Here is a 13702-nt window from a genome sequence, read left to right as displayed (position 1 = left end):
ATTTGATGTACATGTTGCAACTCTTCGACAGCAGCGACGACGTCCACCCCGTCGACGCGCGGCTCCTGCGTGACGGACTGCTGCGGGTCGGCCGCGATAAGGGCGCCGACTGGTCGATCGTCGATCCGCAATGCGCGTTATCGCGCACGCATTGCGAATTTGCAGTCGCGGACCAAGGCCTGACCCTGCGTTCGCTGGGCGCCAACGGGATGTTCGATGCAGCGACCGGCGCGCGCCTTCCGCAAGACAGGACGATCGCCCTGGCCTTGCCTTTCGCCGCGCGGCTCGGCGACTTCCGGATCGTTGCAATAGAGGCGCCACATGGCGACATTTCGGGCAATGAGACGCGGACGATGGTGCTGACGCCACCTCTCGGCGACTCGCTCGACGTCCCGAGTGACTGGACGGACAAAGGCTGTGCTGCTGCTCGGATCAAACCTGACACAAATGGCTCGCTCCTCGAGGCGTTCTGCGAGGGTGCGGGACTGGATGCATCGCTGCTTTCGACGGAAGAGCCCGTCGAAATCATGCGCCGTATCGGCGGCGTCTATCGTCAGATGGTGCTGGGCGTGGGCGATCTTATGAGCGAACGCGATCAGGCGCGCGCTCATTACCAGATGACGCTCACGACGATTGGAAGTGCCGGCAATAACCCGTTCAAATGGGCACCGACGCAAAGGCTTGCGATCGATCTGATACTCGGCGGCTCGCACGGCTTCCTTTCAGGTCCGGCAGCACTTCAGTCATCTTTTCGCGACATCAAACGTCACCTCGTCTCGACCTTCGCCGGACTTCGCGGCAGCCTTCGCACCGCCATCGACCGCTGCGATCCAGCCAGGCTGGCTGACGTGAAAGCCGGCCTGTTCCAGAACAAGGCGGCGGCTCAGATCGACGAGCTCGAGCGGCGGCACCGCGAACTGGTCGAGGAAGTCGAGGGCAGGAAATCGGGGGTGCTCGACCGGGCTTTCGTTCAGGCGTACGGCGCGGCCGATGTCGCCGGGGGAGAAGATCGGCCATGATCTTTTCGAGAATCTTTGGCGCGGGCCGTTCTCCGGGACAACAGGAAGACGCCACCGCAATCCGCTCGGTGTCGCGAACCCATGTTGGCAAGGTCAGGACGATCAACGAGGACCGTATTCTCGATCGACCGGAGCGTGGATTGTGGGCGGTCGCCGACGGCATGGGTGGACATTCCTCGGGCGACGTAGCGGCGCAGATGGCGATCGATCGCCTCGACAGATTGGCCGTGCCTCGCGCCGATGGCGTCCTGAGTGCGCTGCAATCTGCAAATGCGGAGATTTTCGCCAGGTTCGATTGTAAAGACAGGCGCAGCGGTACGACAATCGTGGCAGCGCTGATCGCAGGCGGCAATCTCGATCTGTTCTGGGCAGGCGACAGCCGCGCGTACCGGATCCGGAGCGGGGCCCCGCAACTGCTGACGCGCGACCATAGTGTCGTCCAACAGATGGTGGATGCGGGGGCGCTGTCTTCCGAAGCCGCGATGCGGCATCCTCAGGCGAACGTCATCACGCGCGCGCTTGGAGTAGAGAGCAAGGTGAGCATCGATCATGCCGCGTTGCCCGTTCTGCCAGGCGATATAATCTTGCTGTGTTCGGACGGCGTATCGCGCTCTCTGGGCGAGCGGCCAGTCGCCGCGCAACCGATCGAATTGCTCGCTCAGCATATTCTTGACGAGGCATTGGTCCTGGATGGCAGCGACAACGCGAGCCTGGTCCTCATCGCGGTTCAATAAGCCATGGCGTAGGAAACACAGCGTCGGGCAAGCGGCTCAGACTGGCCGATCGAGGCCGGTTCGCATCGGCTTGAAAATTATCCCAGGCGGACGATCTCGAAGCCAGCATCATTTTCTGGCCATCCCGACAGCTTCGAGAATATTGTCGACGACGAAGGCGGGATCCTCGTGCGGAAGGCCGTGCCCGGCAGTTCGGGAAATATTCTGCTTCGCGCGCGAAGAGCGGGCGAGCAGGTCTCGCTGCATCGCCTGGGTCGCCGCCTCGAGCTTGACGGCGAGCGGTTCCGACAAGCCCGGAACCATCCGGTAATTCACGCTATGGGTCGCGATGACCAGCGGCCTGGATCCGAGCGAGCGGAACGCCCGCGCCTGAGCGGCGCTGGCCTTGAAGTCGAGCCTCTCTTCGTTCTTCGCCGGATCCTTGGCCATTGCCGTCAGGAAGTTGCGCGCCTCGGTGACAGGCTTTTCTTCATCCGGGACCGGGGATGGCAGAACCGATAGCCAGGTAACGATCTGGTCGGGATGGGTCGACGATACGAGCACGAGCCCTGCGGTGTCTTCCGGATACAGGCTTGCGAAAACCTGTGCGTGCAATCCGCCGATCGAATGCCCGACGAGGAGGTACGGCCCTGCTACTTTCGCCTCTTCGAGAACCTTGCGCAGATCGGCCGCGGCGTCAGCGCTGGTGCGGACGCGTTCGGGCGCCGCGTCACTCGCGCCAAGGCCGGCCCGGTCGTATAGACAGATACGGGTGTGTTCGGCGACCCTGGCTGCGATCACCCGCCACCCGGGATCTTCGGCAGGCGCTGTCCCCATCCCCGCATCGACGACGACGGTGGGGGCGCCCGCCCCGAGACACGTCAGCTGGATAAAGCGCCCGCCGATGTCGAAGCGGCCATCTACGGAATTCGCGTCCCGTGCTTCGGCATGGGCGATCGCCGCAGTCATCAAAAACATCGGCACGACGAGCAAACATCGCATCACTATCTCCAAATTTGCCAGGCGCCTGAAGCTGCACCAGCTCTTAGACGGTCGCTCGATGGCATTTGGATGCAGAGCGCGGCGAAGGGCAACCGCGTTTCTCCGGCCGGTTCCGGATTGCCGGCTTTCGGTCGCCGACCGTGTTTGCAGTCGCGTCGGGCAATGCCTCTAGCGAGGCGCCTTCTCGTCGCGAGATGCGAGCGTCAAGCGGCCGCTGGAGCACGTCCAATTACAGCCGTCCGTGCCATTGCGCGGCCCGGACGGCTGCCCCCTTTTTGCTAGAAATTCACGCGAAGGCGAAGACCGTAGCTCCGCGCATCATTGAGGAAGCGGATATTGAGCGACGATCCAACGAGCGCCTTTTGCGAGACCTCTTCATCGAGGAAATTGCTCGCCCAGGCTTCGAGGCGAAAATTGTCGATCGTATAGCCGATGCCGAGGTTGAGCGTCGCATACCCCTTCTGACGATCGGGAAAGCCCGCGGCAAAGGCGCTCTGCCGGGTCCCGTCGAGGAAGACGATATCATCCTCGTTGAACTGGCTGAGGAAGTAGGACGAACGATAGTTCAACAGGGCCTGCCAATCGAGCCGCCCCGGCCCCACGTCGAACCATTGCGAGAGGCGGGCGCTGACGTTGAGCTTGGACGCCAGCGGGAGACGATTGCCGACAAGGCTGATCAGCGGCGAATTACCGCCGGCGCCGAAGTCCTGCGCGCGCGCATCGGCGACGGTCCCCCGTGTCACCTTGGTATCGAGATAGGCCGCGTTGATATCGAGCCCGAAGTTGCCCGGCAGCTTCAAGCGAAGCTCCGCTTCCCCTCCGTAAATCCGCGACGCGCCGATGTTGCGGTTGACGAGCGAATAGCCGTTGCAGACGGGCGGCGTCTGGGTGCTGTCGAGATTGATGCAGGTGAGGTCCTGGAAGACCTGGTTTGAATAGTCGTAGTAGAAGCCGGTCAGGTTGAAGACCGCGCGGCGCCCGAAGACGTCGAAGCTGTTGCGGGTACCGATTTCATAGACCAGCAGCTTTTCGGGGCTGAAGGTCTCGGGGATCGGCGAGCCGCTGAAACTGTCGTTGAAGCCGCCCGACTTGTGACCCGTCGAGACCTTGGCGTAGAGCATATGGTCGTCGCTAAGGTCATATTCGAGGCCGAGCCGCCAATCGATGAAATCGAACTTCGAGCTGCCGCTCTGCTGACCGGGGATGGTCAGGTTCGCATAGCTGAAGCCGCCATTGCGGTCGGAAGGATTGAGCGCCGGGCAGTTGACGAAGCCATTGTCGATATCGGGCCGGTCGATGCAGGTGCCATTGGGATTGGTGCCGCTCGCGATCGCGCCGATCTGGCCGATCAGCGTGTCGCGAAGGCCCGGCGTCTTGACCCCTTCGATCAGGAACTGCGCCATGCCCTGCGGCGTGGTGATATTGCTGACATCGAAATTGGGCCGATCGAGCAGCGCGGGCCGGAAGCCTTCGGTGCCGACGCGGGTTGCGAAACAGCAATCGAAGTTTTCGCCCCCGAGCGTCAGCGCCCAGTTGCCGCCGATCCCGTAGCGCGACTTCTTTTCTTCGGTGTAGCGGATGCCCGCGAGGATGCGCAGGCGATCGGTGACGTCATAGCTACCGTCGGCGTAGAAGGCATAGCTCTCGCCATTGACATCCGGCATCGTGAACTCGGTCGCCGAATAGCAGCAATAGCCCCGGTCGGCGAGCGCGAGATAACCGACGGCCTGATCTTCCTTGAAATAGAAGGCGCCGAGGTTCCAGCGCAGGGCCTGGTCATCATTGGCAAAGAGGCGCGCCTCATAGACCTGGCTCTTCGACTTCGTCTGCCAGAAATTGCCCGAATAATTGTCATATTGGACCGCCGAGAGGTCGCGTCCCGGAAAATCGATTCCGTCGCTCGACGCGTTGACCTGGTAGAAATCGACCGAGCGATAGCTGCCGGTCAGTTCGGCGCCGAAGCTTCCGAAATCATAGTTGATCTTGCCCTGGATCCCCCAGAGCTCATTCTCCATGTCGCCCTGGAGGCCGCGGTAGACGACATGTTTGAGATCGAGCTTGTCGGGACGCAGGCCGCTTGCGACGACGGCGCTGAAGATATTGGCACCCGGATAGCCGGTTCCGGTCTCCTTGCCATAGTCGCCGACGATCGAGATGCTGAGCCGTTCGTCGGGTTCCCAGAGCAGCGACAGGCGCCCGGCGTAATTTTCCTCGAGACCCGCCGGTTTGAGGCCGCTCGCCGGCGCGCCGGTCGAGACATTTTTGAAGCCATAGTCGCGGTTGATATAATAGCCCGCCGCGCGGAGCGCGAAAGTTTCGCCCAGAGGAATATTGATCGCCCCCTCGGCACCATAGGACGAGCGATTGGCGATTTCGGCCTGCGCATAGCCGCTGAACTCGCCGAGGCGCGGTTTGGCGGTGATGATATTGAGCGTGCCGGCGAGCGCGTTGCGGCCGTAGAGTGTGCCTTGCGGACCCTTGTTCACCTCGACGCGGTCGAGGTCGTAGAACATCAGCCCGAGCCCGCGCGGGCGCGGAATATAGGTGCCGTTGAGGTGCGGCGCGGCGCCGGGGTCGCCAAGCTCGGTGTTGTTCGCCGAGCCGACGCCGCGAATGAAGATTTCGACATTGCCTTCCTGGTTTGCGATGCTGAGACCCGGTACCGCGACCTGCAGCTGGCGAAGCTCGGCGATCCCGTCCTGACGCAATTGTTCGGCGCCGAGCGCCTGTACGACGCCCGAGACGTCCTGCGAATTTTCCGCGCGGCGGTTCGCGGTGACGATGATCTCGTCACGGTCGTCGCGCGCGCTATCCTCTCGCCCGGCTTCCTGCGCGTGCGCGGGCAGTGCCGCGGCCGTCGAAAGCAGCCCCAGCAGCGCGGCGCGCATCAATTTGTCCCTGTTCATTTGATCCTCCCTTTTATCAGTCTTATTTGCATTGCAGTACCGGTCCCGACGGCGAGACGATCCGCGCCGAGGACAGGACAAAGTCGAGCGTTCCCGACGTGGCGATACTGAGCGGCGTCTCGACGCGCCTCATGTCGACGCCGGCCTTTTCGAAGCAGCGAAGCGGGATCGCGAACCGCGTCCATTTGGCCGTCTTCGCGGCCTCCGCGAGCATCGCCCGCAGGGGGAAGCCCCCGGCGCACTGCGACCCGCACCCCATGACCAGGCTGACCTCGGCCGAAGGCGGCGCGTCGACCCTGAGTTCGAGCTCGAGCGCAAGATCGCCGTTCGACTGACGCGACAGGTCAGCGGGCGCATCCTGGACGATCGCTGCGACGGCGGGGCCCGCACCGGTCCAGCGAAGCCGCACCGAATCCTCCTGCGCGGCGCGGTCAGCGCCGCGTGCCTCGATCAGTTCGGACCCTGGATTGGTGGAAAGCGCACCGGGTGCTCCGAGCAGTAGCCGCCGCCCGCTTCCGGGCTTTCCGGAGGCGAAGAGCACTCCGGGGTCGGCTATGGCCGCGCCGACGCGGGTCTCGGGCAGAGGAGCGAGGTCCCCCATGTCGGCAAAGGTCAGTCCGAAGCCATAAGCAAAGAGCGGGTCATAATCCGTATCGCCCAAGTTGACGGCGGTCTGGTCGCTCGACTTCGGCCAGCTGTAGGGCAGCTTCCCGCGAAAATCCGCCTTGCCGAAAAGCATGTCGGCAACGCCGCCGCCTTCGGAGCCCGGAAGCCACGCCGCAATGAAGGCGTCCGAGGCATTGAGGAAAGGATTGACCCACATTGCGCGCCCCGAAAGGAACACGGAAACGGTCGGGATGCCCGCTGCCTTGAAGGAGCGCAGCAGCGCCAGGTTTTTCGCATCGTCATAACCGACGTCGGGACGGTCGCCTTGAAATTCGGCGTAAGGATCCTCGCCGAATATGACGATCGCAACGTCGGGCTTCCGGCTGTAGCGGCCTTCGGCCGACAGGGTGGCTGATCCGCCCGCCGCCTTCACCTCGGCGTCGATCCCTTCCCAGATCGACTGCGCATTGGGAAAATCGCTGCGCTTCGTTCCGGTCCCCTGCCAGCTCAGCGTCCAGCCGCCCGTCTGCTTGGTGAGATTGTCGGCGCCGTCGCCCGCGACGAGAATGCTGGCACCCGGTTTCAGCGGCAGCAGGCTTCCCGCATTCTTCAGGAGCACGAGCGATTCGCGCACCGCCTCGCGCGCCAGGGCGCGATGGTCCGGGCCGCCGAGAAGTTCGAAGCGCCCGCCAAAGGGCCTCGACGACGGCTTGCCGGCCTCGAAGAGTCCGGCGCGAAGCTTGACGCGCAGGATCCGGCGGACCGCGTCGTCGAGCCGCGCGACCGGCAGGCTGCCGTCGCGCGCATGGGCGAGCGTGGTGCGATACAGCTCCTTCCAGCCGTCGGGCGCCATATACATGTCGAGCCCGGCGACGGCCGATCCGGCGCAGTCGGTCGCCGTGCAGCCTGCCACCTGTCCATGGCCGTTCCAGTCGCCGACGAGAAACCCGTCGAAGTCCCAGCGGTGCTTCATGACGCCTGTCAGGAGCGACCGGTTGCCGTGCATTTTGACGCCGTTCCAGCTCGAAAAGCTCACCATCACCGACTGGACGCCGGCATCGAGGGCGGGAAGATAGGGCGGGCTGAAGAGGTCACGCAGCTCGGCCTCGGGCATTTGCGCATCGCCCTGGTCCCTGCCGCCGTGCGTGCCGCCATCTCCGAGGAAATGCTTGGCGGTGGCGATGATGTGCGCGCCGCGCAGCCAGTCCTTGTCGCCGGTCTTGCCTTGCAGACCCTCGATCAACGGGGCGGCATAGCTTGTCGCGATCTCGGGCGTTTCGCCGAAACCCTCGTATGTCCGCCCCCAGCGGTCATCGCGCACGACGGCGAGCGTCGGCGCGAAGGTCCAGTCGAGCCCCGTAACGCGCATCTCGATGGCGGTGGCGGCGCCGATGCGGCGGATGAGCTCGGGATTGCGCGCGGCACCGAGGCCGATATTGTGCGGGAAGAGCGTCGCGCCGACCACATTGTTGTGGCCATGGACGGCATCGCTACCCCAGATCACCGGGATGCGCGGCAGCCTGCCATTCGGCTTCATCGAGGCGGCATAGAAGGCGTCGGCCGCGGCGAGCCAGTCCCTTGCCGGCGCATTGTAGCGGCCACCCGGGTCGGAATTGCCGCCATTGAGCACCGAGCCCAGATGATAGCGGTAGACGTCGTCGGGGGTCACGCTGCCGATATCGGCCTGGATGATCTGGCCCACCTTCTGCTCGAGCGACATCGCCGCGATCAGCTCGTCGATGCGTCGTTCGATCGCCGGATCGGGCGCGAGCGTCGCGGCGCGCGCCGGCCAGTTATCGGGATTCGCCTCGGCGCTCGCCGAAGGGCCAGCGGTCGGAGCCTGGGCAGCGGCGATCGTGATGAGGGACACCGAAGCCCACGTCGCGAGCGACGTGACCCCGAGCGCCATGAGAGCCCCGCGCGGCAAAATCATCCCCTCTCCCCAATTCTTATGTCAACGTTTACCGATTCCCGGTCAACGTTTACCGTCTCGCATCGACAGAAGTCAAGCGAGGCGCTATGAGGCCAAGAAATTGCGCGCTAACGTGCGATGTCTAGCGGCCTGCGCGAGGACGGGAGGGGCAGATTTCCAAGCGAACCACGATCGTCGACATCGCGCGCGTCGCCGGCGTCACGCCGAAGACCGTCTCCCGCGCCCTCAACGACGCCCCGCATGTAAGCAAGGCGGTGCGTCAGAAGGTCAAGGCAGCGGCGGCGGAACTTGACTATCATCCCAATCTCGCCGCGCAGAGCCTGATCGCGCGGCGCTCCTATCTAATCGGCCTCACCTATGAGCGCCCGAGTCCCAGCTATGTCGTCGACCTGCAAAATGGCGCACTGGGACGTCTGGAGGACGGGCGCTACCGTCTCGTCGTGCTTCCGTTCAATCATGTCGCGAGCCGGCCCGAGGAACTCGGAAGACTTCTCCTGCGCGCCGGCCTCGATGGGGTTCTTCTCGCCCCCCCCGCCTGCGACCAGCCGGCGCTGCTGGACATGCTCGAACGGCACAAGCTGCCCTATGGCCGGATTACCCCGCACAGCGAGCTCGACCGCGGCATCGTCGTCACGATGGACGAAGCGGCCGCGGGCCAGGCTGTCGCGGCGCATCTCCTGTCGCTCGGCCATCGGCGCATCGGGATCATCCTCGGCGATCCGTCGCATGCAGCCAGTCTCGGCCGCATGGAGGGCTATCGGCGCGCTTTCGGCGACGCGAGCGCGGCCATCGACGGGGGTCTGATCGTCACCGGGGACTTCACCTATGACGTCGGCTACCGCGCGGCGCGCGAGCTCCTCGAGCGAGCTCCCCGTCCGACCGCCATTCTCGCGCAGAATGACGACATGGCGGTGGCTGCAATTGCGGCGGCGCGCGACCTCGGCCTTGCGGTGCCCGGCGATCTCTCGGTGGCGGGCTTCGACAATTCGGAGGTTTCCCGGACCGCCTGGCCGCAGCTCACGACCGTCGACCAGCCGGTCCGGCAAATGGCGTGGGACGCCGCCGATCGCCTGATAGCGGCGCTTGACGGCAAGAAGGACGACCCCGGATCGCTGCGCCGCGATCACGCGCACCAATTGCTCGTTCGCGCCTCGACCGCGCCGCCCGCCGTTTAGGCGCGGCAGTCACTGCGCCGGTAGCGGCGGCTCCGCCAGCTCTATCAGTTCACGCGCCTGCGCCGCGAACCATTGTCCAGCAGGCGGGGCCATGACGCCCCGCTCGGGATCGATCGGGCCGGGCGTTCCGCGCAGACATTCTCCGTCGGATTCTCCAGGCACCTTTATCCAGAGAAAGGCATCGACATAGGGGTTCCCCGTTTCAAGCGAAGGGCGCCTGCCGAGACCCCGGTCCGGAGGATTGCACCAGACCTCCGCGTCGCGATATGCGCCAGCCGGCGGCTTCCACGATCCTCGGCCATTGCGGCTCGTATCGATCACGGCATGCTTCTGACGCGATGGATCGCGCGCCAACCCCGTTCGCGAAAACAGGCGATCATAGGCCTTGTCGGTCGCCCCCCAGCTCTTCTCGTCGTCGAAGACGGCCGGGTTGTACTGGCTCGGACATTCGCGCGCATCGAGCCCGCCCCGCATGACGAGGGCAATGCAGTCGCTAACCCAGCGCGCATAGGAAATGACGCGGGTGTCGATCTCGAAATTGGAAACATTGAGGAAGAAACCCGCCACCTTCGAGACGTCTGCCTTGATCAGCCGGCTGGCGGTCTCACCGGGCGCCAGCCAGCTGCTGCCGGTCCCGTCGAGATAGATGCGGACCCCGGGGCGCTCCGAAAGAATAGCGACGGCACTGCGCAGTTCCTCATATCGCCGTGTCGCAGCCCCCTCGTCTTTCCCTTCCGGCCGGCAGCCCTCGATGTCGCCGCCGAGGGTGCGGTGCCATGGAATGACGCCGAGCCCGTCCGGCTCGAGAATGACGATTGCGGCGCGATCGCCAATCCCGCGTGCGACTCCGATGATCCATTCGCGATAGGCCCTGCTGTCGGCAGCTCCGCCGGCCGAATAAAGGGCGCAGTCGCGGTACGGAATATTGTAGATCGCCAGTACCGGTAGCTGCCCGCGGGCGGAGGCACGGTCGACGATATCGCGAGCCTTCTCCTCCACGGCCTCGGGCGAGCCATAGGCGAGCCACGCAGCGGACGGGATTTTCGAGAGCCGAAGCGCATCGTCCCGGTCCTGTCCTTCCAGCCTTTCGGAAGCGATTGCGGTCGTGCTTCGGTCATCGACAAAGAGCGACGGCGCCTGGCCCAGGGCTGGCACGGCCCACATCAACAGCGAAGTCAGTGACATCGCAACCAAGGAACGGTTCATCGAGCCTCCTCGCACGCACGAACGTCCGCCCGGGTCCGGAATGGTCGCCGCGGCCGGCAGATAGATAATGACCTACCGCGAGCCTGCACAAGTTGAATGTGACGCCCCTGTATTGTGAGATCCTTCGGCAGGGGCCGGATCTGCCAGGCCCTGCACCGACAGGACCTGCAGGTTGGAGACAGTCGGCATGCGATCGACATGCCGCAAAAGCAGACATGCCCACCAACGTCCCCATTGCAAGAAACCCTCGGCAGCGAAACCGTCTCAACCTGTTGAAATCAGGCTTCCGTCCCTCCTATATTGGCGCCGCAGCCGATCGGGCTGCAACATCCTCAACTTGGCATGGAGACGAAGATGTCCAGCAAACATATCCATTATCTCCGGCGCGAGCATGCCCGCCTCGAAGCCGAAATCGATCGCGAAACGCGGCAGCGCCGGCCCGACGAGGTGCTGATCGCGCGGCTCAAGAAGCTGAAGCTGGCGGTCAAGGACCAGATCGCCGCGTGGGGCGAAGATAGCGGCGGCAGCCGCGTCGCCTGACCCGATCGCGGGGCCGCGCGCGGCGCGGCTCCGCACCATGGCCATGCCCGTACCAAGCGAAACGGCATCGATATTTCGCTACGCCATGTCCTCTTGAAACCGGAAAATACCTCCCTAATTTTTTCCCGGACGCCGGGTTTCCCGGGTCCGAAGGACATAGGGAGCGCCGGCTCTATGTACCGGCGCATCTCATGCCCGAATTGCTTCATTCAGGAGGATTTGGAAGATGAGAACCGATTTTGACTTCACCCCCTATCGCCGCTCGACGGTGGGCTTCGATCATCTCTTCGACCTGCTCGAGAAGGGACAGCGCAGCGAGACATCTGACGGCTACCCCGCCTTCGACATCGTGCGCGATGCCGACGATCGCTTCCGCATCACACTTGCGGTCCCGGGGTTCAAGGCCGAGGACATCGAGATCGTCGCGCAGCAGAACCAGCTTACGGTCTCGGGCAAGCCGGACGAGGAGGACGCGACGCGCGTCTATCTCCACCGCGGCATCGGCCGCCGCGCGTTCGAGCGGCGCTTCCAGCTCGCCGACTATATCGAGGTCGGCAGCGCGAGCTTCGCCGACGGGCTGCTTGCGATCGAGCTCAACCGGGTCGTTCCCGAAGCCATGAAGCCGCGCAAAATCGAGATCGGCGGCAGCCCCGACAATCCGCGGCGGATCGAGGCACCGAGGGACAAGGCGCTCGAAGACGCGTAACGCGCATAATAGCAAAGGGGGGCGCGCCGACGGCGCTGCTCCCCTTTCTTCATCCGGGCCGGCGCCCGACGCGCAGCATGTAGAGTCTCAGGCGGTCCGGCCTGTGCTGCCGACCACAGGAAATAAGCCGCGCGCCGTTCGGAGGGGCCGCTCGGCGCCTCATGCGCAATCCGGACCGGGTTAAGCGACGCCGCTCTGGCGCTGCCACGTTGAAAGAAGATCGGCGGCGCCGGTAAGCCCGGCGGCAATTCATCATTCTTCCCGAAAAGGGCGTGAGAGCGGCGGATGATCGTCCGGCCATGAAGTCGCTCGGGGGGCCGTCGGTCCATCGCCGCCCCTCTGCGTCGGCAGCAGCGTCGGGACGGTCACGGCGCGCGGGGCCCGCCCCGATCGAGCGACCTCAGTGCCGCAAGGACATCGTCGACGGGAACGGGGCGCGGTGCGCCCGGCGGCTTTCGGAGCGCGGGCTTGTTGCGGACCGCCGAGCGATCCGACGCCCAGGATGCGAGGAGTGCGCGCTTGACCTCGGGCTCGAGGCTCGGATGACGCGCCACGTCGAAGGGGTGAAGAAAACGGGAAAATGGCTCGGACATGATCGTGCCTCCTTCCTTGTCGCCAATCCTTTCTCGTCGTGCGGCAATGCACCGCGAACACAGATTTTGGGAATGGACCGGGTCGAGTCAAGAGGTCTCGGCGCATCGATAAAGGGCATCTGATTTTCATCGACAGGCAAATGGAGAAATTCCCGCCCGTGCTCGCCATCAAAAAATTGCCTCGCGATTCCAGGCGCCGGGCATCCCGGACATGCCAGTCCGAACTCAAACAGCCTGGCTTCTTGCGTCGCCATCGCGTGCGGATATCAGGCGGTCGATGTTGCGGAGAAAGGCCGCAAGCACGGGCGACGGGTTGTCGGCGCGATAACCCGCCGCGACTTCGATCACGGGACCGTTCCCAGCGAGAGGCCGGCTCACCAACGACGCCGGAAGCAACGCCTCGACATATGCCGGCAGCAGGGTGACGCCTTGCGTGGAGGCGACGAGCGAGATGCCCGTCGCGTAACCGTCGAGGAAGTGGGTGGGTGCCATGGTCAGACCGCGCTCGCCGAAGTAGCGCTCCACAATCGCGCGGAGCACATGCGGGGTGTCGGAGTAGCCGATGAAAGCATGCGGATCGATTTCACGCGGATCGATCTCCGAGCGGGAGGCGAGCCCATGTCCGCGCGGCAAGATCACGACGATCGGTTCATGCGCGATGATTTTGTAGGTCACATCGGGCTGCGGCTCGATGCGCGAAAAGCCAAGATCGATGTCGCCTCTCTGCACCGCCGCCCCGATGGCCGGCGAGAAATCGCTGGTGACCCGGAAATCGGTCGTTCGCAGCTCGTCGCTCAGCACGCTCGTGAGGTGGCGCAACCATTCGACCTCATGCCCGGTGAGGAAACCTACGGCAAAACTCGCCTTCGCAGGACGAACGGTCCGCCGTGCGGCCGCGATCGCCTCGCGCGCCTGGGCAAGGGTAAGCCGCGCGTGGTCGAGGAACGCCCTTCCGGCGGGGGTAAGCGCGACACCGCGCGTGCCGCGGACGAAAAGCGGCGTGCCCACTTCGGCTTCCAGGTCTCTGAGCTGGCGGCTCAGCGACGGCTGCGAGGTGTAGAGACGTTTTTCCGCCGCCTCGGTGAGGCTTCCCGTTTCGGCAACGGCAACGAAATATCGCAGGTGACGCAGCTCCATCCTGCCATGCCTTTTAGGCATGGCGACTGAAGATGCAAAGTCTTTGTAGTGGCCCAGCGAACCGACTATTTTGGACTCACCGAGACGATGGAGACCTGCCTCGAAGGTCTGAAGAGCTTCGATCATCGAACGGGATGGACACGGACGAACCCTGTTCGGACGGCGA

At 64.3% G+C, this 13702-nt stretch carries 11 protein-coding genes; 5 read left to right on the top strand and 6 right to left on the bottom strand.

Annotated elements, in window-relative coordinates:
• Positions 1 to 5: 5 nt before the first annotated feature.
• Entirely contained in the window at positions 6 to 1019 is a 1014-nt protein-coding gene (locus GGC65_RS20990) for a type VI secretion system-associated FHA domain protein (protein ID WP_192648928.1), read from the top strand.
• Positions 1016 to 1753: a PP2C family protein-serine/threonine phosphatase gene (locus GGC65_RS20985; RefSeq protein WP_192648927.1), complete on the top strand. Its 738-nt coding sequence runs from the start codon at positions 1016 to 1018 to the stop codon at positions 1751 to 1753. Before GGC65_RS20990 ends, GGC65_RS20985 begins: the two co-directional genes overlap by 4 nt.
• A 108-nt stretch (positions 1754 to 1861) precedes the next feature.
• On the opposite strand, the gene GGC65_RS20980 is transcribed toward GGC65_RS20985, so the two are convergent.
• From GGC65_RS20980 to GGC65_RS20970, 3 genes are all read right to left on the bottom strand, one after another.
• Positions 1862 to 2710 carry an alpha/beta hydrolase gene (locus GGC65_RS20980; protein ID WP_192648926.1) on the bottom strand — a complete coding sequence of 283 codons (849 nt, stop codon included), beginning with the start codon at positions 2708 to 2710 and terminating at the stop codon, positions 1862 to 1864.
• A gap of 302 nt (positions 2711 to 3012) precedes the next feature.
• Entirely contained in the window at positions 3013 to 5640 is a 2628-nt protein-coding gene (locus tag GGC65_RS20975; protein ID WP_192648925.1) for a TonB-dependent receptor, read from the bottom strand.
• Between the two features lie 22 nt (positions 5641 to 5662).
• The gene (locus GGC65_RS20970; RefSeq protein WP_225940945.1) at positions 5663 to 8155 is read right to left on the bottom strand and encodes a glycoside hydrolase family 3 protein; all 2493 of its coding nucleotides are present in this window, start codon (positions 8153 to 8155) and stop codon (positions 5663 to 5665) included.
• Positions 8156 to 8331: 176 nt separating this feature from the next.
• Here GGC65_RS20970 and GGC65_RS20965 point away from each other — a divergent pair, with 176 nt between their 5' ends.
• Complete coding sequence (locus tag GGC65_RS20965; RefSeq protein ID WP_192649662.1) at positions 8332 to 9354, top strand: LacI family DNA-binding transcriptional regulator; 1023 nt, start codon at positions 8332 to 8334, stop codon at positions 9352 to 9354.
• Between the two features lie 9 nt (positions 9355 to 9363).
• Here GGC65_RS20965 and GGC65_RS20960 read toward each other — a convergent pair whose 3' ends face one another.
• Positions 9364 to 10560 carry a glycoside hydrolase family 6 protein gene (locus GGC65_RS20960; protein WP_192648923.1) on the bottom strand — a complete coding sequence of 399 codons (1197 nt, stop codon included), beginning with the start codon at positions 10558 to 10560 and terminating at the stop codon, positions 9364 to 9366.
• A 354-nt stretch (positions 10561 to 10914) separates the two neighbouring features.
• Between GGC65_RS20960 and GGC65_RS20955 the strand changes: the two genes are divergently transcribed.
• Both GGC65_RS20955 and GGC65_RS20950 read left to right on the top strand, forming a co-directional pair.
• On the top strand, positions 10915 to 11100 hold the full coding sequence (locus GGC65_RS20955; protein WP_192648922.1) for a YdcH family protein: 186 nt from the start codon (positions 10915 to 10917) through the stop codon (positions 11098 to 11100).
• 226 nt (positions 11101 to 11326) lie between these two features.
• Positions 11327 to 11806, top strand: a complete 480-nt coding sequence (locus GGC65_RS20950) for an Hsp20 family protein (RefSeq protein WP_192648921.1) — start codon at positions 11327 to 11329, stop codon at positions 11804 to 11806.
• Between the two features lie 365 nt (positions 11807 to 12171).
• Here the strand turns inward: GGC65_RS20950 and GGC65_RS20945 are convergent, their stop codons facing one another.
• The gene (locus tag GGC65_RS20945; RefSeq protein ID WP_192648920.1) at positions 12172 to 12399 is read right to left on the bottom strand and encodes a hypothetical protein; all 228 of its coding nucleotides are present in this window, start codon (positions 12397 to 12399) and stop codon (positions 12172 to 12174) included.
• Positions 12400 to 12624: 225 nt separating this feature from the next.
• Positions 12625 to 13536 carry a LysR substrate-binding domain-containing protein gene (locus GGC65_RS20940; protein WP_192648919.1) on the bottom strand — a complete coding sequence of 304 codons (912 nt, stop codon included), beginning with the start codon at positions 13534 to 13536 and terminating at the stop codon, positions 12625 to 12627.
• Positions 13537 to 13702 lie beyond the last annotated feature (166 nt).

It is taken from the genome of Sphingopyxis sp. OAS728 (assembly GCF_014873485.1).
GTDB lineage: Bacteria > Pseudomonadota > Alphaproteobacteria > Sphingomonadales > Sphingomonadaceae > Sphingopyxis.
Note: the sequence above shows the minus strand (reverse complement) of the source record. Positions and strands in the feature narration are given on the sequence as shown.